Source organism: Roseateles rivi (assembly GCF_043555845.1).
GTDB lineage: Bacteria > Pseudomonadota > Gammaproteobacteria > Burkholderiales > Burkholderiaceae_C > Roseateles > Roseateles rivi.
Genome location: NZ_JBIGHZ010000003.1, coordinates 16,349 through 40,601, shown reverse-complemented (window position 1 = coordinate 40,601; position 24,253 = coordinate 16,349). Strand labels below are relative to the sequence as shown.

At 64.4% G+C, this 24,253-nt stretch carries 21 protein-coding genes and 3 tRNA genes; 15 read left to right on the top strand and 9 right to left on the bottom strand.

Annotated elements, in window-relative coordinates; genetic code table 11:
- The gene (locus tag ACG0Z6_RS07510) at positions 1-1,527 is read right to left on the bottom strand and encodes a fumarate hydratase (RefSeq protein ID WP_394460057.1); all 1,527 of its coding nucleotides are present in this window, start codon (positions 1,525-1,527) and stop codon (positions 1-3) included.
- Positions 1,528-1,724: 197 nt separating this feature from the next.
- Here ACG0Z6_RS07510 and nhaA point away from each other — a divergent pair, with 197 nt between their 5' ends.
- On the top strand, positions 1,725-2,894 hold the full coding sequence (gene nhaA, locus ACG0Z6_RS07505; RefSeq protein WP_394460055.1) for a Na+/H+ antiporter NhaA: 1,170 nt from the start codon (positions 1,725-1,727) through the stop codon (positions 2,892-2,894).
- A 151-nt stretch (positions 2,895-3,045) separates the two neighbouring features.
- Positions 3,046-5,004, top strand: a complete 1,959-nt coding sequence (gene acs, locus ACG0Z6_RS07500) for an acetate--CoA ligase (protein ID WP_394460053.1) — start codon at positions 3,046-3,048, stop codon at positions 5,002-5,004.
- Between the two features lie 69 nt (positions 5,005-5,073).
- Here acs and ACG0Z6_RS07495 read toward each other — a convergent pair whose 3' ends face one another.
- The gene (locus ACG0Z6_RS07495; RefSeq protein WP_394460051.1) at positions 5,074-5,382 is read right to left on the bottom strand and encodes a c-type cytochrome; all 309 of its coding nucleotides are present in this window, start codon (positions 5,380-5,382) and stop codon (positions 5,074-5,076) included.
- 113 nt (positions 5,383-5,495) lie between these two features.
- Here ACG0Z6_RS07495 and ACG0Z6_RS07490 point away from each other — a divergent pair, with 113 nt between their 5' ends.
- Positions 5,496-5,738, top strand: coding sequence for a TIGR04438 family Trp-rich protein (locus tag ACG0Z6_RS07490; protein ID WP_394460049.1), 243 nt, complete (start codon positions 5,496-5,498; stop codon positions 5,736-5,738).
- 23 nt (positions 5,739-5,761) lie between these two features.
- On the opposite strand, the gene ilvD is transcribed toward ACG0Z6_RS07490, so the two are convergent.
- Positions 5,762-7,447 carry a dihydroxy-acid dehydratase gene (gene ilvD / locus ACG0Z6_RS07485; RefSeq protein ID WP_394460047.1) on the bottom strand — a complete coding sequence of 562 codons (1,686 nt, stop codon included), beginning with the start codon at positions 7,445-7,447 and terminating at the stop codon, positions 5,762-5,764.
- Between the two features lie 95 nt (positions 7,448-7,542).
- Here ilvD and ACG0Z6_RS07480 point away from each other — a divergent pair, with 95 nt between their 5' ends.
- The 6 genes from ACG0Z6_RS07480 to ACG0Z6_RS07455 all read left to right on the top strand — a co-directional run bounded on the left by ACG0Z6_RS07480 (position 7,543) and on the right by ACG0Z6_RS07455 (position 11,430).
- Positions 7,543-8,427 (top strand): LysR substrate-binding domain-containing protein, encoded by an 885-nt coding sequence (locus ACG0Z6_RS07480; RefSeq protein WP_394460045.1) that lies wholly within the window; start codon positions 7,543-7,545, stop codon positions 8,425-8,427.
- Between the two features lie 28 nt (positions 8,428-8,455).
- A complete protein-coding gene (locus ACG0Z6_RS07475) occupies positions 8,456-9,484 on the top strand; it encodes a tetratricopeptide repeat protein (protein WP_394460043.1) in 1,029 nt (342 codons plus the stop codon).
- Between the two features lie 85 nt (positions 9,485-9,569).
- Positions 9,570-10,370: a prolipoprotein diacylglyceryl transferase gene (gene lgt, locus ACG0Z6_RS07470; protein ID WP_394460042.1), complete on the top strand. Its 801-nt coding sequence runs from the start codon at positions 9,570-9,572 to the stop codon at positions 10,368-10,370.
- 32 nt (positions 10,371-10,402) lie between these two features.
- Positions 10,403-11,116, top strand: coding sequence for a DNA polymerase III subunit epsilon (dnaQ, locus tag ACG0Z6_RS07465; protein ID WP_394460041.1), 714 nt, complete (start codon positions 10,403-10,405; stop codon positions 11,114-11,116).
- A gap of 91 nt (positions 11,117-11,207) precedes the next feature.
- A tRNA-Val gene (locus tag ACG0Z6_RS07460) sits at positions 11,208-11,282 on the top strand.
- A 73-nt stretch (positions 11,283-11,355) separates the two neighbouring features.
- Positions 11,356-11,430 (top strand) — tRNA-Val (locus ACG0Z6_RS07455).
- 69 nt (positions 11,431-11,499) lie between these two features.
- Here the strand turns inward: ACG0Z6_RS07455 and ACG0Z6_RS07450 are convergent.
- The 4 genes from ACG0Z6_RS07450 to ACG0Z6_RS07435 form a co-directional block, all read right to left on the bottom strand.
- On the bottom strand, positions 11,500-13,758 hold the full coding sequence (locus ACG0Z6_RS07450) for a RelA/SpoT family protein (protein WP_394460040.1): 2,259 nt from the start codon (positions 13,756-13,758) through the stop codon (positions 11,500-11,502).
- A gap of 134 nt (positions 13,759-13,892) precedes the next feature.
- A complete protein-coding gene (gene rpoZ / locus ACG0Z6_RS07445) occupies positions 13,893-14,096 on the bottom strand; it encodes a DNA-directed RNA polymerase subunit omega (RefSeq protein ID WP_394460038.1) in 204 nt (67 codons plus the stop codon).
- An 18-nt stretch (positions 14,097-14,114) separates the two neighbouring features.
- Positions 14,115-14,741, bottom strand: a complete 627-nt coding sequence (gene gmk, locus ACG0Z6_RS07440; RefSeq protein WP_394460036.1) for a guanylate kinase — start codon at positions 14,739-14,741, stop codon at positions 14,115-14,117.
- 14 nt (positions 14,742-14,755) lie between these two features.
- A complete protein-coding gene (locus tag ACG0Z6_RS07435; RefSeq protein ID WP_394460035.1) occupies positions 14,756-15,649 on the bottom strand; it encodes a YicC/YloC family endoribonuclease in 894 nt (297 codons plus the stop codon).
- Between the two features lie 46 nt (positions 15,650-15,695).
- On the opposite strand from ACG0Z6_RS07435, the gene ACG0Z6_RS07430 reads away from it, so the two are divergent.
- The 5 genes from ACG0Z6_RS07430 to hemW are packed head-to-tail and all read left to right on the top strand — an operon-like array spanning position 15,696 to position 20,160.
- Positions 15,696-16,664 (top strand): serine/threonine protein kinase, encoded by a 969-nt coding sequence (locus ACG0Z6_RS07430; RefSeq protein WP_394460033.1) that lies wholly within the window; start codon positions 15,696-15,698, stop codon positions 16,662-16,664.
- Complete coding sequence (locus tag ACG0Z6_RS07425; protein WP_394460031.1) at positions 16,661-17,572, top strand: PP2C family protein-serine/threonine phosphatase; 912 nt, start codon at positions 16,661-16,663, stop codon at positions 17,570-17,572. The genes ACG0Z6_RS07430 and ACG0Z6_RS07425 overlap by 4 nt, the downstream gene beginning before the upstream one ends.
- An 11-nt stretch (positions 17,573-17,583) precedes the next feature.
- Positions 17,584-18,309 carry a ribonuclease PH gene (gene rph / locus ACG0Z6_RS07420; protein WP_394460029.1) on the top strand — a complete coding sequence of 242 codons (726 nt, stop codon included), beginning with the start codon at positions 17,584-17,586 and terminating at the stop codon, positions 18,307-18,309.
- 1 nt (position 18,310) lies between these two features.
- Positions 18,311-18,925, top strand: a complete 615-nt coding sequence (rdgB, locus tag ACG0Z6_RS07415; RefSeq protein WP_394460027.1) for an RdgB/HAM1 family non-canonical purine NTP pyrophosphatase — start codon at positions 18,311-18,313, stop codon at positions 18,923-18,925.
- Between the two features lie 17 nt (positions 18,926-18,942).
- Positions 18,943-20,160 (top strand): radical SAM family heme chaperone HemW, encoded by a 1,218-nt coding sequence (gene hemW / locus ACG0Z6_RS07410; RefSeq protein WP_394460025.1) that lies wholly within the window; start codon positions 18,943-18,945, stop codon positions 20,158-20,160.
- 87 nt (positions 20,161-20,247) lie between these two features.
- On the opposite strand, the gene ACG0Z6_RS07405 is transcribed toward hemW, so the two are convergent.
- Positions 20,248-20,321 (bottom strand) — tRNA-Gly (locus ACG0Z6_RS07405).
- A 27-nt stretch (positions 20,322-20,348) separates the two neighbouring features.
- The gene (locus ACG0Z6_RS07400; protein ID WP_394460023.1) at positions 20,349-21,464 is read right to left on the bottom strand and encodes a fatty acid desaturase; all 1,116 of its coding nucleotides are present in this window, start codon (positions 21,462-21,464) and stop codon (positions 20,349-20,351) included.
- Positions 21,465-21,643: 179 nt separating this feature from the next.
- Between ACG0Z6_RS07400 and ACG0Z6_RS07395 the strand changes: the two genes are divergently transcribed.
- Positions 21,644-24,151, top strand: a complete 2,508-nt coding sequence (locus ACG0Z6_RS07395) for an ABC transporter permease (protein WP_394460022.1) — start codon at positions 21,644-21,646, stop codon at positions 24,149-24,151.
- The last annotated feature ends 102 nt before the right edge of the window (positions 24,152-24,253 follow it).

Here is a 24,253-nt window from a genome sequence, read left to right as displayed (position 1 = left end):
TTAGGCCAGCTTCACCGGAATCTTGCCGATCTTGGCTTTCCACTCAGCCGGACCGGTCTCGTGGGCGCTGGTGCCGCCGGCGTCCACGGCCACGGTCACGGGCATGTCCACGATGTCGAACTCGTAGATCGCTTCCATGCCCAGGTCTTCAAAGCCCACCACCTTGGCGGCTTTGATGGCCTTGGAGACGAGGTAGGCTGCGCCGCCCACGGCCATCAGGTAGGCACTCTTGTGCTTCTTGATGGCCTCGATGGCAACGGGGCCGCGCTCGGCCTTGCCCACCATGGCGATGAGGCCGGTTTGTGCCAGCATCATCTCGGTGAACTTGTCCATGCGGGTGGCGGTGGTGGGGCCTGCGGGGCCGACCACTTCGTCGCGCACCGGGTCCACGGGGCCCACGTAGTAGATGACGCGGTTGCTGAAGTCCACGGGCAGCTTCTCGCCCTTGGCCAGCATGTCCTGGATGCGCTTGTGCGCGGCGTCGCGGCCGGTGAGCATCTTGCCGTTGAGCAGCAGGGTCTGGCCCGGCTTCCAGCTGGCGACTTGCTCTTTGGTCAGCGTGTTCAGGTCCACGCGCGTGCTCTTGTTGTAGTCCGGCGCCCAGGAAACATCGGGCCAGAGGTCCAGGCTCGGCGGCTCCATGAACGCAGGGCCAGAGCCGTCCAGCACAAAGTGGCCGTGGCGCGTGGCCGCGCAGTTGGGGATCATGGCAATGGGCTTGGAGGCCGCGTGGGTGGGGTAGGTCTTGATCTTGACGTCCAGCACCGTGGTCAGGCCACCCAGGCCTTGTGCGCCGATGCCCAGGGCGTTGACCTTCTCGTACAGCTCGATGCGCAGCTCTTCCAGCTTGTTCTGCGGGCCACGCTCCAGCAGCTCGTACATGTCGATGTCGTCCATCAGGGCTTCCTTGGCCAGCAAGGCGGCCTTCTCCGCCGTGCCGCCCACGCCGATGCCCAGCATGCCCGGCGGGCACCAGCCCGCACCCATGGTGGGCACGGTCTTGAGCACCCAGTCGACGATGTTGTCGCTGGGGTTGAGCATGTAGACCTTGCTCTTGTTCTCGCTGCCGCCGCCCTTGGCGGCCACGGTCACGTCTACCGTGTTGCCGGGCACCACTTCCATGAAGACCACGGCGGGCGTGTTGTCGCGGGTGTTTTTGCGCTCAAAGATGGGGTCAGAGAGCACCGAGGCGCGCAGCTTGTTGTCCGGGTGGTTGTAGGCGCGGCGCACGCCTTCGTCGATAGCGTCCTGGATGGAGCCGGGGAAGCCTTCCCAGCGCACATCCATGCCAATCTTCAGGAAGACGTTGACGATGCCGGTGTCCTGGCAGATGGGGCGGCGGCCTTCGGCGCACATGCGCGAGTTGGTCAGAATCTGGGCAATCGCGTCTTTGGCGGCAGCGCTTTGCTCGCGCTCGTAGGCGCGGGCCAGATGCTGGATGTAGTCGGCCGGGTGGTAGTAGCTGATGTACTGCAGGGCTGCAGCCACGCTGTCAACCAAGTCTGCGTAGCGGATGGAGGTGCTCATGGTGCGCGTCCGTGGACGTTGACGGGTTCAGAGTTGAGGCGGATCGGCCAAGGCCGATCGCAGCAGGGGTTCCGGGTGAAAGTGCGGCATCATGCCGACCGTGTCGGCGCAGCTGCTCGCGGGTTTTGGCCCGGCAGCGCGCAGTGTACTGAAGCCCACCGCAGCGGCGGGGGCTCTAATGCCAAGGAGTGGGTGTTGTGACGCCTGGATTGCGCAAGTTTTTCGCCAGCGAATCGGCGGGCGGCATTTTGTTGGCCCTCTCGGCCTTGTTGGCCCTGCTCATCAGCAACTCGCCCTGGGCGGCTTGGTATGAGCATTTCCGAGCCATTCCCGGTGAGGTCCGTATCGGCGGCGATGCCCTGGTGCTGGCCAAGCCCCTGGTGGTGTGGGTCAACGACCTCTGGATGGCCGTGTTCTTCTTCCTGGTGGGTTTGGAGATCAAGCGCGAGTTCGTCAGCGGCGAGCTCTCCAGCCGCTCCCAATTGGCCTTGCCCGCCGTGGCCGCGCTGGGAGGCATGGTCGTGCCAGCGCTGATTTACGCAAGCTTCAATGCTTCAGACGCTGTGGCCCTGAAGGGTTGGGCCATTCCTGCGGCCACCGACATCGCCTTTGCGCTGGGCATTGTGCTGCTCTTGGGCAAGCGCGTGCCGACCTCGCTCAAGGTGTTTCTGACGGCCGTGGCCATCATCGACGACCTCGGCGCCATCGTCGTGATTGCGCTCTTCTACACCAGCCAACTCTCCACCCCCATGCTGGCGGCGGCGGGCCTGTGTCTGGCAGTGCTGTGGTCGCTCAAGCGCGCAGGCGTAACGCGCGTCGATGTCTACATCGCCGTGGGTTTGGTGCTGTGGCTGTGTGTGCTCAAGTCCGGCGTGCATGCCACGCTGGCCGGCGTGGCCACAGCGCTGTTCATTCCCTCACGCGATGGGCGCGGCGGCGCTCCGGCCGAGGCTCTGGAGCATGGCTTGCACCCCTGGGTGGCATTCCTGGTGCTGCCCATGTTCGCCTTTGCCAATGCGGGCGTGTCGCTGCAAGGCGTGTCGCTGACGGATTTGGCGCACCCCGTCTCACTAGGGATTGCGCTGGGCTTGCTGCTGGGCAAGGCGGTGGGCGTGTTTGGTGCCGTTTGGGGTTTGGTGCGCTTGGGCTGGGTGCAACGGCCTCAAGGCGCGAGCTGGCGCCAGTGTTTTGGCGTGTGTGTGTTGTGCGGTGTGGGCTTCACCATGAGTTTGTTCATCGGCGGCTTGGCCTTTGAGGGGCAGGGGCCTGACTACGAAACCCGCGTCAAGCTTGGCGTGTTGGGCGGCTCGCTGCTGTCCGCAGTGATCGGCACGCTGGTGCTGTGGCGCCTGCCATCGCGCCGCTGAGCGCGCGCGGCGGCGCCTACGGGGTTTCACGGAGGCAGTCTGCAGAGTAAGGGCTTCGTCAGAGAGCCCCCGCACAGTGCTCGCAAGGACGTTGACCCCGGCGTGGCGGGGGTAGGGCGCGTCCAAACGGATCAGCACAGGAGACACCGAGATGAGCAACACCCTCTACCCACCCAATGCCGCAGCGGCGGCCACGGCGCACGTGTCGGGCATGGCAGCGTACGAGGCCCTGTGCCAGGAGGCGCGGACGGACTACGCAGGCTATTGGGCCCGCCAGGCGCGTGAATTGCTGAGCTGGAAGAAGCCCTTCACCCAAACGCTCAACGAAAGCGAAGCGCCCTTCTTCAAGTGGTTCGAGGACGGCACGCTCAACGTCAGCTACAACTGCCTGGACCGCCATATCGAAGCGGGCCGAGGCGAGCGCACCGCCATCATTTTTGAAGCAGACGACGGCGCTGTGACCCGCGTCAGCTATCAAGAGCTGCTGGGCAAGGTGTCGCAGCTGGCCAATGCGCTCAAAGCGCGCGGCGTCAAAAAGGGCGACCGTGTGGTCATCTACATGCCCATGTCCGTCGAGGGCGTGGTCGCCATGCAGGCTTGCGCGCGCATTGGTGCGACGCACTCGGTGGTGTTTGGCGGCTTCTCCGCCCAATCGCTGCGCGACCGCATCCAAGACGCTGGCGCCGTGCTGCTGATCACTGCCGACGAGCAAGTGCGTGGCGGCAAGCAACTACCGCTCAAGGCCATCGTCGACGAGGCGCTTGCTGACAACGCCTGTCCCACGCTGCGCGAGGTCATCGTCTACCGCCGCACTGGGGGTGCCATCAATTGGGTGGCCGGGCGCGACCACTGGCTGCACGATGCTGTGGCCGCGCAAAGCACCCAGTGCGAGCCGGAATGGGTGGAGGCTGAACACCCCCTGTTCCTGCTCTACACCTCGGGTTCCACAGGCAAGCCCAAGGGCGTGCAGCACAGCAGTGGCGGCTATTTGCTGCATGCCGCGCTGACCACCAAGTGGACGTTTGACCTCAAAGACGACGACGTGTTTTGGTGCACCGCCGACATCGGCTGGGTGACCGGCCACAGCTACATCACCTACGGCCCGCTGGCGCTGGGCGGCACCGAGGTGGTGTTCGAGGGCGTGCCCACCTACCCCGATGCAGGCCGCTTCTGGCAGATGATTGAAAAACACAAGGTCAGCATCTTCTACACCGCTCCCACGGCCATTCGCTCGCTGATCAAGGCCGCAGAAACCAACGCTGCGGTTCACCCCAGGAACTACAAGCTCGACAGCCTGCGCATCCTGGGTTCGGTGGGTGAGCCGATCAACCCCGCGGCTTGGGAGTGGTACCACCAGCATGTGGGTGGCAGCCGTTGCCCCATCGTGGACACCTTCTGGCAGACCGAAACCGGCGGCCACATGATCACGCCGCTGCCCGGCGCCACGCCCCTGGTGCCAGGCTCCTGCACGCTGCCATTCCCTGGCATTGAAGCGGCCATCGTGGATGAAACCGGCAACGACGTCCCCAATGGCCAAGGCGGCATTCTGGTGGTGAAGAAGCCCTGGCCTTCGATGATTCGCACCATCTGGGGCGACCCGGAGCGTTTCAAGAAGAGCTACTACCCGTCCGAGCTCAAGGGCTACTACTTGGCAGGTGACGGTGCCATTCGCGACGAACAAACGGGCTACTTCACCATCACGGGCCGCATCGACGATGTGCTCAACGTCAGTGGCCACCGCATGGGCACCATGGAGATCGAGTCCGCCCTGGTGTCCTGCACCGAGCTGGTGGCTGAAGCGGCTGTGGTGGGCCGCCCTGACGACACCACGGGTGAGGCTATTTGTGCCTTTGTGGTGCTGAAGCGCCCACGTCCGTCGGGCGACGAGGCCAAGGCCATTGCCAAGCAGTTGCGTGACCATGTCGCCAAGGAGATTGGCCCCATTGCCAAGCCCAAAGACATCCGCTTTGGCGACAACCTGCCCAAGACCCGCAGCGGCAAGATCATGCGCCGCTTGCTGCGCGCCGTGGCCAAGGGGGAGGCCGTCACGCAAGACACCTCCACGCTGGAAAACCCCGCGATCCTGGAGCAGCTCGGCCAAGCGTATTGAGCTTTTGCCTGCTGCAACAAAAAAGCCCGCGTCAGCGGGCTTTTTTGCGAGGCACTCAAACTGCAGCGCTTACTTCGTGGACAGCACCCACTTGGCCAGCGTTTCTGCCTCAGCCGCGCTCACCTGGGGGTTGGCAGGCATAGGGATTTGCCCCCAAGCGCCAGCACCGCCCTTGACGATTTTTTCGGCCAGTTTCTTGACCGCGTCTTTGTCCTTGGCGTACTTGGCTGCTACATCCTTGTAGGCGGGGCCCACGACTTTCTTGTCTACAGCGTGGCAGGCCATGCAGTTTTTCTTCTGCGCCAGTTCTGCGCTGGCAATGGCCGAGGTGGTTGCCACCGACATGGCTGCGGCGACGGCGAACAGTACGAGTTTCATGGCATCCTTTCGGGATATTGAGTGAAGCCAGTTTGATCGATTCACGCGGACCTGGCTTTGTTCATTCTATGGGTGCAGTTGTGCTGGTAACGCCAGCCGCACAAGGGGTTCGTATGGGATTTCTTCTTTTGGGTGTGTTGCTGCTGACCATGAAATGGGCGCAGTGGGGGCCCGTGGCGCAGTGGAGTTGGTTGTGGGTGTTGTCGCCATTCCTGCTCGCCGTCCTATGGTGGAAGTGGGCAGACGCCTATGGCTACACACAACGCAAGGCCATGCAGCGCGACGACGCCCGGCGTGAGGCGCGTCGCATCAAAGCCGTCCAGCTGCTCAAGCAAAGCGCGCGTCGGCGGCGCTAGCGAATCAGGTCGTTGTGCTTGTGCTATTCAAAGCGATCAAGCACCGCACCGAGGCTGGCGCTGGCGGCGTTTTTCGCAAACTTGGCCAACACGCCTCGGGTGTAACGCGGGGCCGGGCGCACCCAGGCAGCGCGTCGTTGCGCCAGCACTTCGTCGTCCACATGCAGCTGCAGCAGCAGCTGGTGGGCGTCGATGGAGATGCGGTCGCCCTCATGCACCAGCGCAATGGTGCCGCCCTCGTAGGCTTCGGGGGCCACGTGGCCCACCACCATGCCCCAAGTGCCGCCTGAGAAGCGCCCGTCGGTGATGAGACCCACGCTCTCACCCAAACCCTGGCCGATGAGCGCGCCGGTGGGGGCAAGCATCTCCGGCATGCCCGGGCCGCCCTTGGGGCCGAGGTAGCGCAGCACCATCACGTCGCCTGCCTTGATCTTGCCGTTCATGATGGCGGCCAGGGCCGATTGCTCGTCGTCAAACACCCGGGCTGGACCGGTGATGACGGGGTTCTTCAGCCCCGTGATCTTGGCCACGCAGCCCTCAGGTGCGATATTGCCTTTGAGAATGGCCAAGTGACCTTGGGCATAAAGCGGGTTGGTGACGGGGCGGATCACGTCTTGATCGGCCCTCAGCGCAGGCACTTCGGCAAGGTTTTCGGCCACGGTCTTGCCGGTGATGGTCATGCAGTCGCCATGAATCAGACCGTGCGCCAACAGCTCTTTCATCACGGCCGGAATGCCACCGGCGCGGTGCAGGTCAATGGCCAGGAAACGGCCGCTGGGTTTCAAGTCGCACAGCACGGGCACCTTCTTGCGCATGCGTTCGAAGTCGTCAATGCTCCAGGCCACTCCGGCAGCGTGCGCAATGGCCAGGTAGTGCAACACGGCGTTGGTGGAGCCACCTGTGGCCAGGATCACCGCCACAGCGTTTTCGATGGCTTCGCGTGTGACGATGTCGCGCGGCTTGAGGTCGCGTTTGACGGCCTCGACCAGGGCTTGTGCTGCCTCGCGCACATTGCCCAGCACCTCGTCTTCGACGTTGGCCATGGTGGAGGAGTAGGGCAGGCTCACGCCCAGCGCCTCGAAGGAGGAGCTCATGGTGTTGGCCGTGTACATGCCGCCGCACGACCCGCTGCCAGGAATGGCGCGACGCTCGATTTCGCAGAAGTCCTCTTCGCTCATCTTGCCCGCGCTGAATTGGCCCACGGCTTCGAAGACGCTGACGATGTTGAGGTCCTGCCCCTTGTACTTGCCCGGCAAGATGGTGCCGCCGTAGATGTAGACCGCCGGCACATTGGCCCTGAGCATGCCCATGAGGCCGCCGGGCATGTTTTTGTCGCAGCCGCCAATGACCATGACGCCATCCATCCACTGCCCGCCCACGCAGGTCTCGACGCAATCGGCAATCACCTCGCGCGAGACCAGCGAGTACTTCATGCCCTCGGTGCCCATGGCCATGCCATCGCTGATGGTGGGCGTGCCAAAGAGCTGCGGGTTGGCGCCCGTTTCTTTGAGTGCAATCACGGCGGCGTCAGCCAGGCGCTGCAGCCCGGAGTTGCAGGGCGTGATGGTGGAGTGCCCGTTGGCCACGCCAATCATGGGCTTGCCGAAGTCGCTCTCCTGGTAGCCCATGCCGTAGTACATGGAGCGGTTGGGTGCACGGGCAACGCCTTCGGTGATGTTGCGGGAGCGGCGGTTGGCAGCGTCGGTCATGGTGTTTGGCTTTGGGCTGAGTTGAGCCCTCAGTATCGGAAGGGCAAGAACTCTTGTCTAATATATTGAGAGCAATGTTTTGATATGAGGCATGAATGATTGAGCTGCGCGTCTTGCGCCAGTTCCTGGTGTTGGCACAGGAGCTTCACTTCGGGCGGGCGGCCCAGCGTCTGCACATGACGCAGCCGCCCTTGACCATGGCCATGCAAAAGCTCGAAGCGCAGCTGGATCTGGTGCTGTTTGAGCGCCAACCGCGCGATTTGCGCCTCACCGCCGCGGGGCGCGCCTTGCTGGAGTACGGCCAGCGCGTGCTGCAGCAGGCCGAGCAGCTGCCTCAACAGGTGCAAGCGGCTGCCCAGGGGCGGCTTGGGACGCTGAGGCTGGGCTTTGTGTCCACCGTGGGCTATGGCAGCCTGCCGCAGTGGCTGCGTGCTTACCGCGAGCAATACCCTGAAGTGGCACTGCAGCTGCAGGAGGCCACCTGGGACGTGCAGGCGCGCGCCTTCGAGCGTGGCGAACTGGACGCCGGTTTTGCCTTGCACGCCCCTGGCGCTGCACCCGCGGGTCTGGCGCGCCTGCCCCTGGGCTGCGAGCCCATGGTGTTGGCTTGCGCGCAGCAGGGGGCCTTGGGGCCGCGCCCGCAGCTACAGACCGTGCTGCGCCAGCCCCTGTTGATTTACCCGCGCCAGATTGCCCCATCGCTCTACGACAGCGTGCTGAGCTACTACCGGGCGCATGGCGCCACACCTGTCATTGCGCAAGAGGCCATACAGATGCAGACCATCGTCAACCTGGTCTCAGCCGGCATGGGTGTGGCCTGGGTGCCGCGCAGCGTTTGCGCACTGCAGCGCCCCGGGGTGCGTTACTGGCACGGTGCCGAGGATGCGCCGCAATGCGAAACCAGCTTGGTCTGGGCCGAACCTGCAGCGCCCGTCGTGGAACAATTTGTCCGCTTGGTGCAAGAGCCCTTGCGTGCCTAGTCCCCTTGCCATTCGGAGCCATTCCCTCATGCCGCCCAACCTCAGCGCTGCCCCCACCTACCGACTGCGTCGATACGCTCTGGCGCTCTGGCTGTGCTGCTGGGGTGCGAGCGCGCACGCAGCGGTCTTCACCGGTGAGCGCGAAGCCGCCTGGCAGCGCTGGCTGGATGCTGGCGCGCTCAACCAACTCGAGCAGGCGGCGCAACAGCGCCTGCAAGCGCAGCCCGAGGACGTGGAGGGCTGGCTGGCACTGACTTTGAGCTCATTGGATTTGGCGGATGGCCGCCAGCTCGCCAGCGCTGTGGCTGCACTGGAGCGCTGCGTGGCCCGCCAGCCTGGCCTGGCGCGCTGTCACTATGCGTTGGCACTGGGACTCAGCGCCCAAGCTCGGGTCGGCAGCAAGTGGAAGCTGATGGCGCAGGTCGGGCGCGTGCAAGGCCTGTTGCAGCGCGCGCTGGAGCTGGACCCGCAGCTGCATGAGGCGCGCAGCGCCTTGCAGCAGCTGTGGCTGGCCATGCCGGCCATGCTGGGCGGTGGAGTCGACAAAGCGCGCACCCTGCAGCAGGGCGTGCGCGACGCCGAGGTGCTGCACCTCATGCGTGCCCGCGAGGCCGACGCCCGCAAGGACCGCGACGCCGTTGAGCGCGAGCTGCGCGCCGTGCGTGCAACGCGCCAGGCCGGCCTGCTGTTTGAGCTGCGTTTGCAGTGGGCCGATCTGGGGCGGGATTGGATGTTCGACGGCCAGCTCGACCGCGCCCGCGCCTGGTATGAGCTGCTGCTGCAAGAGCATCCGAGGCAAGCTGTGGGAGCCTATGGCTTGGCGCGGGTGCTGTTGGCGCAGGGCCAGCCCCGCCAAGCTCTGCAGTGGTTGGACAAAGCGCGCCAGATGGACGGTGCCGAGCTCTTGGCCTTGGACGTGCGTGCGGGGGAATGCTGGGCAGCCCTGGGCGACACCGGCCAAGCCCGCGCGGCCTACGAGCGCTATCTCAAAGACCGTCGCGCCAGTGCTCGCCATGCGGAGGAGGCCCGCAAACAACTCGCTGCACTGCCACGCTGAGCTGGGGCTTGAGCCGCGTGCAGCTCAAGCCCTGCCGTCTATGATGCCGCCCTTGCTTCTTGCTGGGCATCGCCCCGTTTCACGCATGCTGATTCACCCCCAATTCGACCCCGTGGCGCTGCAGCTGGGCCCGCTGGCCATCCACTGGTACGGGCTCACCTATATGGCGGCCTTCGGGTTCTTCATGTGGTTGGCGGGCCGCCAAATCCGCCAGCCCTGGCATGCTCGCCATGGCTGGGTGCGCGCGGACATTGACGATTTGCTGTTCTACGGCGTGCTGGGCGTGGTGGTGGGTGGGCGACTGGGCTACTGCCTCTTCTACAAGCCCGAGTACTACAGCGAACACTTGCTTGAAGTGCTTTATGTCTGGAAGGGCGGTATGTCCTTTCACGGGGGCTTCTTGGGGGTGCTGGTGGCCCTGGCCCTGTTTGCGCGGAAAAAGGGCTGGAGCTATTTCACCGTGACGGACTTGGTCGCGCCTTGCGTGCCCACGGGCATTGTTGCGGTGCGCCTGGGTAACTTCATCAACGGCGAGCTGTGGGGGCGTGAGGCCTCGGCCAGCCTGCCCTGGGCCATGGTGTTTCCGCAGTCCGGCACCGATTTGCTGCGCCACCCCTCGCCGCTGTATCAAGCCCTGGGTGAGGGGCTGCTGCTGTTCATTCTGATGTGGCTGTTTGCCCGCAAGCCCCGCCCTGCAGGGGCCGTGTCTGCCATGTTCCTGCTGGGCTATGGGGTGCTGCGCTTTGGGGCTGAATACTTCCGCGAGCCCGACAACTTCCTGGGCCTGCGCGCGCTGGGCTGGAGCCAGGGCCAGTGGCTGAGCGTGCCCATGGTGGTGGTGGGCGCGGCGCTGCTGGTGTGGGTCTACCGCCGCCGTGCCGATTGAGCGCGGTGCCAGCGCTCCTTTGTTAGAGATTTATGCGTCAAATATTTTTCGATACTGAAACCACGGGCCTGAACCCGGAGTCCGGCGACCGCGTGGTGGACATTGGCTGCGTCGAGATGGTCAACCGCCAACTCACGGGGCGCCATCTGCACTTCTACCTCAACCCCGAACGCGACATGCCCGAAGAGGCGTTTCGAGTCCACGGGCTGAGCGCGGAGTTCCTCTCCGACAAGCCCAAGTTCGCCGAAGTCGTCGACGAGCTGCTGGAATTTTTGCAAGACGCCGAGCTCGTGATTCACAACGCCGCGTTTGACGTGGGCTTTGTCAACGCCGAGCTCAAACGCGCGGGCCGCCAGCCCCTGCACACCGTGGTTTCGGGCGTGCGTGACACGCTGCTGATGGCGCGCGATATGTTCCCCGGCAAGGCCAACTCGCTCGATGCGCTGTGCCGCCGCCTGGAGGTGGACAACAGCAACCGCGAACTTCACGGTGCCGTCAAAGATGCGGAGCTGCTGGCCGAGGTCTATATCCGGCTCACACGCGGGCAGGACTCGCTGGTCATCGACGAAGACTCATCCAACACCAACAAGCAACAGCAGGACTTGGGCGCCCTGGAGGCGCTGGACTTGAGCCAGTTCGATTTGCCAGTGCTCACCGCCAGCGAGCAGGAGTTGGCGCAACACGAATTGGCACTGGCCGACCTGGACAAGGCCTGCGGTGGAAAGAAAATCTGGCAAAGCGCCTGAATCTTGCTCGAGGCGCCAAAAACATGGCATAATCTACGTCTTTCCCGGGGTGAGCAAAAATGCAAGCCAACGGGAGACTCTTGGAAGAGCAGGGCGGTTAGCTCAGTGGTAGAGCACTGCCTTCACACGGCAGGGGTCGCAGGTTCGAACCCTGCACCGCCCACCAAACACCTGTCTTCCAGGGTCGACCCATACCATCGAACATGGTTGCTGTTCTGACAAAGAGCTGCAGCAAGTTCGGGCGGTTAGCTCAGTGGTAGAGCACTGCCTTCACACGGCAGGGGTCGCAGGTTCGAACCCTGCACCGCCCACCAAAAAAATATGGCGCCTTGGCGCCAGCAAGAACGAAGCAACCCGCAGAGGTTGCTTTTTTCTTGCCTGCTTCAGCCCTTGGTGCGCCAGGCGCGCAGCACAGTGGGCGTGCGCTTGAGTGTGCGCAGCACATCGGCCAGGTGCAGGCGGTCACGCACGTCCACCAGCAATTGCATCTCGGCGGTTTCTTTGGAAGGGGCCTCGTCGCCCATGGTGATGTGGGTGATGTCGGCCTCGGCACTGCTGACGGCGCTGGCCACCTGGGCCAATACACCCTTGCCGTTTTTCAGCAGCAGGCCGATGGAGGCCTCAAAGCCACGGCTCATTTCCTCGGCCCAGGCCACGGCTAGCCAATGTTCGCTGTCGCGCTGGAAGAGGCGGCGGCCCACGCTGCAGTCGCCCGTGTGCACCACCAGGCCTTCGCCGCGCCCCAAATATCCACGGATGTCGTCGCCCGGGATGGGTCGACAGCAGCTGGCCAGCTGCACGGAGGCGGCTTCGCTACCGTCCAGCAGCACCTGGCCTTGTGCGGGCACGTTGTCGGCGCTGTAGCGCCCCATGCTCAGCAGCACGGCGTCAGGCCGCTGCCCTTGCTCAGAGAGCATGCGTGCGAGCTTTTTGGCCACGATGGAGGCGATCTTCCGGCCCAGGCCAACCTCGGTCAGCAGCTCATTGATGTTGCGGTTGTCGGCCCAGCGAGCGAGCTCCTGCCACAAGGCGCTCACGGCGCTGTCGCTGCTGTCGAGTTCCGGCATGGGCAGGCCTTCGGCGCGTAGCGCCTGGGCCAGCATTTTTTGCCCCAGCTCGCGCGACTCTTCCTGTTCGAGGTTCTTCAGGAAGTGGCGAATTTTGGAGCGCGCACGGCCCGTGCGTACAAACGAGAGCCAAGCCGGATTGGGTGTGGCGCCGGGGGCTGTGATGACTTCCACCACATCGCCGCTTCGCAGCGTGGTGCGCAGCGGCGTGGGTTCGCCATTGACCTGCGCGGCTACGCAATGGTCGCCCACGTCGGAGTGGATGGCGTAGGCAAAGTCCACCGGCGTGGCCCCCTTGGGCAAGGCCATGATCTTCGATTTGGGCGTGAAGACGTACACAGCGTCTGGGAAGAGGTCGATCTTGACGTGCTCCAAAAACTCCGTGGCGTCACGGGTTTCGTCTTGAATGTCGAGCAGCGACTGCAGCCAGCGCGAGTTCAGTTGCTGGTCGGAGCCGTCCCCCTTGCTCTTGTAGAGCCAGTGCGCGGCCACGCCTTTTTCGGCCACCAGATGCATGGTGGTGGTGCGCATCTGGAACTCGATGGGCGAGCCCAGTGGGCTGACCAAGGTGGTGTGCAGCGACTGGTAGCCGTTGGGCTTGGGGATAGCGATGTAGTCTTTGAAGCGGCCCGGCTGCGGTTTGTAGAGCTGGTGCAAGATGCCCAGCGACAAATAGCACTGCGGCAGCTCGTGGACCACAACGCGAAAGCCAAAGATGTCGCTGACCTGGGCAAAGCTCAGGTGCTTTTCGCGCATCTTTTTGTAGATAGAGAACAGTGTTTTTTCGCGCCCGTGGATGTCGGCCTTCAAGCCTGCGTCGCCAAAGGCCTTGATGACTTCCCGCTCCACGCGCGCCACCAAATCGCGGCGATGCCCGCGTGCTTTGGCAACGGCTTTGGTCAGCGCGGCATGGCGCCAGGGGTGGATGTAGCGGAAGGACTGCTCTTGCAGCTCGCGGTAAATCTCGTTGAGCCCCAGCCGGTGGGCGATGGGGGCGTAGATGTCCAGGGTTTCCTTGGCAATGCGGCGGCTGCGCTGGGGGGCCATGGCCTCCATGGTGCGCATATTGTGCAGACGGTCGGCCAGCTTGATCAGGATGACGCGCACGTCCCGCGCCATGGCCAGCAGCATTTTGCGAAAGCTCTCGGCCTGCGATTCCTCACGCGTGGAGAACTGCAGCTTGTCCAGCTTGGTCAGGCCGTCCACCAGCTCTGCAGTGGGGGATTCAAAGCGTTCGATCAGCTCGGCTTTGGTGATGCCGCAGTCCTCCATGGCGTCGTGCATGAGGGCGGCCATGATGGCCTGGGCGTCCAGCCGCCATTCCGCACAAATGCCCGCGACTGCGATGGGGTGGGTGATGTAGGGCTCACCGCTGGTGCGGAATTGCCCCAAATGCGCCTCGTCCGCGAAGCGGTAGGCCTCGCGCACCCGCTTCAAGTCGGACTTGGAGAGGTAGTCGAGTCGCCCCAGCAGGGCGTCGAAAGAGGTCACGTCGCCCTTGGCGACATGCGCTTTGCCTGTGTTCAGCTGGGCGAACGCAGGCAGGTGTGAAGCAGCAAATGAACGCAATCCCATACGCCGAATTTAGCGCATGTGTGGGTTTCCAATTGCCATGTAAAGCGGTGGTTGCGTGACAGGCGCGTTGTGGGGCGCCCCAATGACAAAAGCACCCCGCAGGGTGCTTTTGAATTGTGACGGTGTGCAGCCGATCAGATGGGAATGCGGCGCAGCATTTCCAGACCCACTTCGCCAGCAGCGACTTCGCGCAGGGCGGTCACGCCAGGCTTGTTCTTGGACTCCAGGCGCGGCGAATGCCCTTGGCTGAGCATGCGTGCGCGGTAGGTGGCCGCAAGCACCAGCTGGAAGCGGTTGGGGATCTTGGTCATGCAGTCTTCGACGGTGATGCGGGCCATGCGATTGTCCAGTCTGTGTCAGTCTTCAATGAGGTCCAGCGCGCGAAACACGTTGGAGCGGTTGCGGCGCTGAGAGGCGTATTTTAGCCGCTGTGCATGCACGATGGATTTGAGGTCAAAGAGCGCGGTCTCAAACAGGGCGTTGATGACCACGAAATCAAAGTGCTGAGCCTGCGCCACCTCGTGCCGGGCATTGTGCATGCGCTGGGCAATCACCTCGGTTTGCGTGTCGCCACGGCGGATCAGGCGCTGCTGCAGCTCATCCCAGCTCGGCGGCAGGATGAAGATCAGCACCGCGTAGGGAAAGATGTCTTTGATCTGGAGCGCGCCTTGGTAGTCGATTTCTAGCACCACGTCCTCGCCCTGGATCATGCGCGCTTCGATGGCGCCACGAGAGGTGCCATAGAGGTTGCCGTGCACTTCGGCCCACTCGAAGAATTCGCCGCGCTGCACTTTGGCGCGGAATTCGTCGGGGGAGATGAACCAGTACTCGCGCCCGTGTTGCTCTTGGCCGCGCGGCGCGCGCGAGGTGTGGGAGATGGAGACGCTGAGCTTGGCGTCGAGCTCCAGCAGCGCTTTGACGAGGCTGGATTTGCCAGCGCCGCTGGGTGCGGCGACGACGAAGAGATTGCCGGGGTATTCCATGGTGGGGACTGCCTTTATTCCAGGTTTTGCACCTGTTCGCGCATCTGCTCGATGGCGACCTTCATATCGACCGAGATCGACGTCAATTCAAGGGCCACCGACTTGGAGCCCAGGGTGTTGGCTTCGCGGTGCAACTCCTGAATCAGGAAGTCGAGCCGTTTGCCGAGTTCGCCGCCTTTACTCAGCAAGCGCTCAATCTCGCCCAAGTGCGAGCGCAGACGGCTGAGCTCTTCGGCCACGTCGATGCGCAGCGCATAAGCGGCGGCCTCGTTCAGAGCGCGGTCTTGCAGGGCGCTCTCGCTGATGTCGTGTGAGCCCGCGCTTTGCAGGGCGTCGCGCCAGCGCTCGGTAAAGCGCTCGCGGTGGCGCTGAACTGCTGCGGGGATGAGGGGCTCGGCCTGCAGGGCCAGATCGCGCAAGGTGCTCAGGCGCTGCAGCAGCATTTGTGTGAGCTGAGTGCCTTCACGCGCCCGGGCCTCATTGAGCGCGCTCAGGCATTGCTTGACGGTGCTGATCACGGCTGCGTCGTCAGGCGCTGCCGCCGAGGCGCCACCCCGGCACCAATGCAGTACTTCGTTGACACTCAAGACAGGGGCGTCGCTGAGCCAGCCGCGCACCTGTTCTTGCAGCCGCGCGAGCTGATTCAGCTGCTCCGGCCGGGGTTGGGGCCAAGCCTGTTGCTCCTGGCGTGTCAGTGTGATGCGCACCTCCACTTTGCCCCGGCGCAGCTCTTTTTGGCAGAGCTCACGCAAGGCCGGCTCCAGCGCGCGCAGCTCGTCAGGGAGTCGAAACACAAGGTCGAGAAAGCGGCTGTTGACAGACCGAATCTCAACGCCCACGAGGCTGCTGCCATCGTTATCAAGTTGGCGTGTGTCGGGTTGCGCGCTAGCGCTTGCGTAACCCGTCATGCTGTAAACTGGCATGAGCTATAGGCAGAGAAATCAAACCCCGATTATGACAAAGCCGAAACCGGCGCCACTGCCCGCAGGAACCGTGGTGGGTGGCTATCAAATCGTCAAAAAGCTGGCGGCCGGTGGTTTCGGTGTGGTGTATTTGGCAGAAGACGCCGATCGTCACCTGGTTGCACTCAAGGAATACCTGCCCGCGTCCTTGGCAGAGCGCTCGCCTGGCGAGCTCACGCCCCGCGTCAAGCCTGACAAACAGCCGCTGTACCGGCTCGGCTTGCGCAGCTTTTTCGAAGAAGGCCGCTCGCTGGCGCAGATTTCCCACCCCAGTGTCGTTTCAGTGCTGAATTTTTTGCGCGAAAACGAAACTGTCTACATGGTCATGAATTATTTGCAGGGCGATACCTTGCAGGATTTCATTGTCACGGCCCGGGATCTCAAGCGCGAAAAGGTATTCAGGGAGTCGACGATACGCTCCTTGTTTGACGAAATTCTTAAAGGTCTGCGCATTGTTCATCAGCACAAGATGCTGCATTTGGACATCAAGCCGGCCAACGTCTTCATCACCAACGACAACAAGGCCGTGCTGCTGGACTTTGGCGCGGCGCGCGAAGTGCTGTCCAAAGAAGGCAACTTCATCCGCCCCATGTACACGCCGGGCTTTGCGGCGCCGGAGATGTACCGCCGCGACGGTGCGCTGGGGCCGTGGACCGACATCTATGCCATTGGTGCCTGCATCTACGCCTGCATGCAGGGCTATCCGCCCAACGACGCACCGCAGCGCCAGGACAAAGACCGCCTGGGCTTGAGCCTCTCGCGTCTGCGCAATATCTACTCCGACAACCTCATCGAGGTCACCGAGTGGTGCATGTCGCTGGACCCGTTGAGTCGGCCGCAGAGCGTGTTTTCGCTACAAAAAGAGTTGGCGCGGGAAACCGAGCGCCGCTACACCAAGCTCAGCTTCAGTGAGCGCCTCAAGCTTCAGCTCGAAAACCTCAAGCAGGGAGCCAAGGCGTGAGGTTTGCGGTGTATCAGGTCAGTCGCCGCGGTGGACGTGAAAAGAACGAAGACCGCATGGGGTATTGCTACACCCGCGATGCCGGTCTTTTTGCCCTGGCCGACGGCATGGGCGGTCACCCGCAGGGCGAGGTGGCGGCGCACCTGGCGCTGGAGTCTCTGGCCAGCTTGTTCCAGCGCGATGCCCAGTCCACGCTGCGCACGCCCGTGCGCTTCCTGGAAGAAGGCATTTTGACGGCGCACCGGCGCCTGCAGCGCTACGCCCAGGACCATGAACTCTCTGACACCCCACGCACCACCGTGGTGGCCGCTGTGGTGCAGCAAGGCCAGGTGTGGTGGGCGCACTGCGGTGATTCGCGTCTGTACCTGGTTCGCAATGGCGCCTTGCTGACGCGCACGCGCGACCACAGCTACTTGGAACTGCAAGAAGCCCTGGGCCGCGCAGACGCGCTGCCCGAGCACGTGAACCGCAACGTGCTCTTCACCTGCCTGGGCAGCCCGGGCAAGCCCATGATCGACATCGGCGGGCCCGTGGCCTTGCAGCGTGGTGACCGGCTGCTGCTGTGCTCAGATGGCCTCTGGGGTACGGTCAACGATGTTGAGATCACCCATTACCTCTCCACCCACGCCGTGGCCGATGCGGTGCCCGAACTCGTCGAGCAGGCGCTGCGCTTGGGCGGTGTGCGCTGCGACAACGTCACGGCCTTGGCGCTGGAATGGGAAGGCGAGCAAGACGACAGTGACGCCGCCGATTCCATCTCCACCGAAAGCTTGTCGCAGCAAGACTTTGCCTCGACCATCCAGACCAGCGGCGCCATTGCGGATGTGCAGCTGGACGATGCTGAAATCGACCGTGCGGTGCGCGAAATTCAAGAAGCCATCCGGCGCGCCCGCGAACTCAAGCCCTGAAGGAAATTCCCATGACTGCCAGCCGTCCAGGCGGACGTGCCGCTGACGCTTTGCGTGCGGTGCGCATCACACGCCATTACACCTGCCATGCCGAGGGCTCGGTGCTCATCGAATTCGGCGCCACCAAGGTGCTGTGCACCGCGTCGGTGGAAGAGCGCGTGCCGCCGCACAAAAAAGGCAGCGGTGAGGGCTGGGTGACGGCCGAGTACGGCATGCTGCCGCGCGCCACGCACACACGCAGCGACCGTGAGGCCGCACGCGGCAAACAGTCCGGCCGCACGCAGGAAATTCAGCGCCTCATCGGCCGCTCGCTGCGCGCCGTGTTTGATTTGAAGCTGCTGGGCGAGCGCACGATTCAGCTCGATTGCGATGTCATCCAGGCCGACGGCGGCACCCGCACCGCCGCCATCACCGGCGCCTACGTGGCGGCCTGTGACGCCGTGCGTTGGCTGCAGGCGCAGGGCAAACTCACCGCTTCGCCGCTCAAAGACGCGGTGGCTGCCATTTCGGTGGGCATCAAAGACGGCGTGGCTTTGCTGGATTTGGAGTACGTCGAAGACTCCGCCTGCGACACCGACATGAATGTCGTCATGACCGGGGCAGGGCATTTTGTCGAACTGCAAGGCACGGCTGAAGGCGTGGTCTTCACGCGCACCCAGGTGGACGAGTTGCTGAGCTTGGCCGACCAAGGCATTCGCGAGCTGCTGCAAGCGCAGCGCCGCGCGCTGGAGGCTTGAGATGAAGCTGGTGCTGGCCTCCAACAATGCCAAAAAGCTCAAGGAGCTGTGCGCCTTGTTCGAGCCTTTGGGGGTGTCGCTCGTCACCCAAGGCAGCTTGGGTATTGCCGAGGCCGAAGAGCCGTTTTCGAGCTTTGTCGAAAACGCGCTGGCCAAGGCCCGCCACGCCGCCCAGGCCAGCGGTCTGCCCGCCTTGGCTGACGACTCCGGCCTGGCGGTCGACGCTTTGGGCGGTGCGCCGGGTGTTTTGTCGGCGCGCTACGCCACGCTGTTTGGCCGCGCCAAGAGCGACGCCGAAAACAACCGCGTGCTGCTGGAGCAGCTCCAAGGCAAGACCGAGCGCCGCGCGCGTTTCGTGTGCGCCCTGGTGGCGGTGCGCAGCGCCAGCGACCCCGAGCCGCTCATCGCCATGGGCCGCTGGGAGGGTGAAATTCTGCAAGCCCCGCAAGGCGAGGGCGGCTTTGGCTACGACCCGCTGATGTGGGTGCCAGCGCTGGGCGCCAGCGTGGCCGAGGTGGACGCCGACACCAAGAACCGTTTGAGCCACCGCGCACAGGCCTCGGCCACACTGCTACAGCAGCTGCACGCCGTGTGGGGCCTGGGTGGCGTGGCGTGAGTACGCAGGGCCAGTCCATGTCCACTTCCTCGTCGGAGCGCCTGGTGCAGCTCATGCGCCCGGGCACCTTGCAGCTGGCGGCGCTGCCGCCGCTGTCTTTGTACGTGCACCTGCCTTGGTGCCTGCGCAAGTGCCCGTACTGCGACTTCAACTCCCACGAGTGGCGCGACGGTGCCACGCTCAGCGACAGCACAGCGCAGAGCTACTTGGCAGCGCTGCGCGCCGACCTGGAGCAGGCGCTGCCGCTGGTGTGGGGGCGCCCGGTGGTGTCCATCTTCATTGGCGGTGGCACACCCAGCCTGTTTTCGCCCGCGCAGATTGCGCAGCTGATTTCCGACATCCGCGCCCGCTTGCCGCTGGAGCCCGGCTGTGAAATCACCCTGGAAGCCAACCCTGGCACCTTTGAGACCGAACGCTTTGCGGGCTTTGCCGACGCAGGCGTGACGCGCCTGTCGGTGGGTGTGCAGAGCTTTGACGACGCCGCGCTCAAGCAGCTCGGGCGCGTGCACAGCGCACAGCAAGCCCGCGCCGCACTGGCTGAGGCCGCCACGGCCTTCACCCACTTCAACATCGACCTCATGTACGCGCTGCCGGGCCAGGACCTGACCGCGCTGGCGCGCGATCTGGACGAAGCCCTGAGCTTCAAGCCGCCGCACCTCTCCGTCTACCACCTCACGGTGGAGCCCAACACGCGCTTTGCCATCAACCCGCCGCCCGGTCTGCCCGACCCCGACTTGGCCAGCGACATGCTGGACCTCATCGGGCAACGCACAGCGGCTCAGGGCATGGAACGCTACGAAGTCAGCGCCTTTGCCCGCGCCGGGCAGCGCTGCCAGCACAACCAAAACTACTGGCAGTTTGGCGACTACCTGGGCATAGGCGCAGGTGCGCACAGCAAACTCAGCTTCGCGCACCGCATCCTGCGCCAAGTGCGCTGGCGCGAACCCGCCAGCTACATGAGCCACGCCGCCCAGGGCCAAGCGGTCTCGAATGAGCATGAAGTCTCACGCCAGGAACTGCCCTTCGAGTTCATGCTCAACGTGCTGCGCCTGCGCGAAGGCGTACCACTGAGCCTCTTCATGGAACGCACCGGCCTGCCCATCTCCGCCATCGCCCAAGGCCTGCAACGCGGCCAAGAGGCCGGCCTGCTGCAAGCCCGTGCTGACTGGCTGCAAACCACCCCCCGCGGCTTCGATTTCCTCAGCGACGCTCAGGCATTGTTCCTGGCGGATTGAGGGGCGGGGGGGCGGCCAAGAAAAAAGCCTGGATCCGTGAGGAGTCCAGGCTTTGAATTTTGTGCCGAGCCGCTAGTGCAGCTCTTGTGGAGCGGGCGATGGGAATCGAACCCACGTCTTGAGCTTGGGAAGCTCAGGTCCTGCCATTGAACGACGCCCGCAGGAAACAGTCCGCTATTGTATCCGGATCAGGCCACGCGGCCGTGGGTGGTTTGGCCTGTGGGGCGGCCTTCGAAGTCGGTCCACTGTTGCGCAGCGATGTCGTAGAGCTTGCAGCGGCGTGCGGTGTCGAAGTACCAGCTCCAGGAGAAGTTCTGGATCACGATGCGGCCGGGCAGGGCTTCTTCAAGAATGGACTGAGCCTTCTTGAGGCTGTAGAGGGGCACGCTCATGTCCACATGGTGGGCGGTGTGCTCCATGATGTTGTGAACCAGGCTGCCAATGCCCATGGGGAATTGCAGGTGCACCGTGGTCGAGACGAATGGGTCAGCGGCGGCCCAGGCGGTTTTGTCTTCGTGCCAGATCACGGCGGTATGCGTGTGGTGGGCGTACACCACGAAGCCGATCATGAAGTTCCAGAACACGAAGGGCAGCACGAAGGCCCAGCCCACCAGCGCCCAGGCAGATTGGCCGGTGGCCTGTGCGGCCCAGACCAGCGCGCCCACCCAGACCACGCCAGCCGCCAGCGACAGCAGGCTGTCAGCCAGGAAGATGGGGCGGCGCGAAGGCATTTGTTTGCGGCTGGGGAAGAACATCTTGAGCCACCACATCTCGATGAAGTAGTACAGGCCCGGGCCCCAGCCGCTGCGGTAGAAGCGCTCCAGGGTTTGGCGCCACTTGGGCAGGGCGCGGAACTCTTCCAGCGAGAAGGGCTGCCAGACGAAGTCTTTGCCCTTGAGGTTGGTGTAGCCGTGGTGCACCACGTTGTGGCCCACTTCCCAGAGGCTGTAAGGCGTGAGCGACGCCAGGAAGGCGATGCGGCCGAGCCAACGGTTGAGCGTGCGGTTGGGGGTGTAGCTCTGATGGCAGGCGTCGTGTCCGATGATGAACAGGCGTCCAATCACGAAGCCAGCGGCGCAGCCCAGCAGGGCTTTGGCCCACCAGGGCGTGACCAGCACGATGGCGCTGATGAGGGCAGCAAAGATGACCCAATCCAGCACCAGTAGCGCAATGGCCAAGCCCGTGCGTTGCGCCGACACGGGGGCGAGCCAGGCTCGGATCTGCTTGCGCGAGGGCAGGGGGGCTTCTTTAGCCAAGGGGGCGGGCCGGACGAGCTCCGCTGCGCTGAAAGGATCAGGCTTCATGGGACAAGCTGCAAAAATAGAGAGCCCATTCTAATTCCAAGCAGGCCTTTGGCTTTGCGTGAACTCAAAAATGACTCACTCACTGCGGGGTAGGCGCCGGGCGCTACAGTGTTCTCTCTAGTCTTTGATTTGGAGCAATGCCGCCTATGACCCCGCCTCTGCCCAGGCAGCACCGCCCTATGCCGGTTTGGCGTCAAGCGCTGCAGCAGGCCCGCCAGGACGCCCGTGCGCCTGAGTTGCATCTGCTGCTGCTGGCGCTGGCCTTGGCGGTGTGTGCGGTATGCGCCGTGGCGTTTCTGGCCGACCGTCTGCAAGCCGGGTTGAGCCGGGATGCTGCCCAGCTGCTGGGCGGCGATGCCGTGCTGACATCCGACCAACCCACGCCCGAGCCTTTGCGCCAACTGGCCCAGGAACTGCGCTTGCGTACCGCGCACAGCACCAGCTTTCCCAGCATGGTGCGTGCGCCCGACGCTGCTGGGGGCGATAGCCGCCTGGCAGCGGTGAAGGCGGTTGATACCGCTTACCCGCTGCGCGGCAAGCTGACGCTGCAAGACGGACGCCAGGCGGTCGCGCCGGCGGCCGGCCAGGTCTGGGTGGACGCTGCCGTGCTCGACAGCTTGCAGCTGCGCGTGGGGCAGACGCTGTGGCTGGGCGAGCGGGAGCTGGCCATTGCCGGCGTTTTGCAGCATGAGCCCGACCGGGGCGCGGGTTTCATGAACTTTGCGCCGCGCGTCATGATGGCGCACAGCGATCTGGCCAGCACCGGGCTCATCCAGCCCGCCAGCCGGGTGAACTACCGCATGGCCGTGGTGGGCGATCGTGCGGCGGATGTGGCGCAGTTTGTGGCGCGAGCGCAAGCGCAGATCAAAACCCAGGGTTGGCGCGGGGTGCGACTGGAATCTCTGGAGAGCGGGCGGCCCGAGATGCGTCAGACGCTGGACCGTGCGGCCAGCTTTTTGAACCTGGTGGCGCTCTTGGCAGCGCTCATGGCGGCGGTCGCGGTGGCGCTCTCGGCACGGGGTTTTGCGCAGCATCGCCTGGACGCTTGCGCGCTGCTGCGGGTGCTGGGGCAAACCCAGCGGCGCCTGGCCTGGGCATATGCCTTGGAGTTCCTGGGCCTGGGCCTGGCCGCCAGCTTGGTGGGTGTGGGCCTGGGTTGGTTGTTGCATTGGGGTTTTGTGGCCGTGCTTGGCGCCTTGCTGCAGGCAGACTTGCCGGGTGCTTCCTGGTGGCCTGTGGCCTTGGGGCTGGGCATGGGAGGGGCGCTGCTGGTGGGTTTTGGCCTGCCGCCGGTGCTGCAGCTGGCTGCTGTGCCGCCGCTGCGGGTGATTCGGCGCGAACTGGGCACGCCGCGCAGCGGCGCGGTGCTGGCGGGCTTGGCGGGTGCGCTCGGGTTCACGGCGGTGCTGGTGATCCTGGCCAAAGAGCCGCGCGTGGGTTTGATGGCAGCCCTGGGCTTTGGCGCAGCGCTGCTGGTGTTTGCGCTGGTGGCTTGGGGCGCACTCAAGCTGCTGCGCGTGGCGGTGCCGCTGGCGCGCGCCCCGCGCTGGCTGCTGCTGGCCACGCGCCAGCTCGGCGCACGCCCAGCCCTGGTGGTGACGCAGGTGGCCGCCTTGTCGTTTGGCCTTTTGGCCCTGGCCTTGCTGGTGTGGCTGCGCACCGATTTGATTGACAGCTGGCGTGCGGCCACGCCGGTGGACGCGCCAGACCGCTTCGTCATCAACATCCAGCCCGAGCAGCTGCAGCCGTTCGAGGCCGCACTGCAGCAGGCCGGCGTGGCGCGGCACGACGCTTACCCCATGCTGCGCGGGCGCTTGGTCAGCATCAACGGCAAGGCCGTCAAGCCTGAGCAGTTCAGCCAGGACCGGGCTCAGCGCTTGGTCGAGCGCGAGTTCAATCTCAGCCACGCGGCTGATCTGCCGGCCAACAACCAGGTGGTGGGTGGCCGCTGGGGGCAGCCGCAAGAGGCCGGTGCGCTGCCCAAGCTCAGTGTGGAACAGGGCTTGGCCCAGCAGCTGGGTTTGCACCTGGGCGACACCTTGAGCTTTGATGTGGCGGGCGCGCTCACCCAAGGGCAAATCTCCAGCATTCGCAAGGTGGACTGGGCTTCGATGCGGGTCAACTTCTTTGTGATGTTCGAGCAAGCCCCTGCACAGCCGCTGCCGCAGACCTTTATTGCGGCCTACCGCTCCCCCAAGGGGCTGGATAGGCAGCTGATGCAGCAGTTCCCCAACCTCACCATCGTGGATGTGTCGGCGCAGATTTCGCAGCTACAGCAGGTGCTCAACCAAATCGTGCTGGCCGTGCAGCTGCTCTTTGGCGTGGCCTTGGTGTTGGGTGTGCTGGTGCTGGTGATTGCCGCCACGAGCTCGCGCGAGGCGCGTGCTCGCGAGTACGCCTTGCTGCGCGCCTTGGGCGCTCAGGCCGCCTTGCTGCGCGCCATGCAGCGCGCGGAGCTGCTGGGCTTGGGCGCACTGGCGGGCTTGCTGGCCGGGCTGTGCGCACAGGGCTTGGCTTGGGTGCTGACGCAGCAGGTGTTCGAGTTTGAATGGACACCGCGCCCCTGGCTGGTGCTGGGCTGTGTGTTGACCGGGGCAGCACTGGCACAGCTGGCAGGTTGGTGGGGGCTGCGTGGCGTGCTCAAGCGCCCGGTGGTTCACACCCTGCGCAGCGCGCTGCAGGAGTAGGTGCACTCAAGCACGTTTACACAGCTTTACCTGCAAGACACGGCACGCTGACGGCGCTTTGCCATAGTGGCGGGCATGAGGGGGGGGCTCGGCGCTATGCTG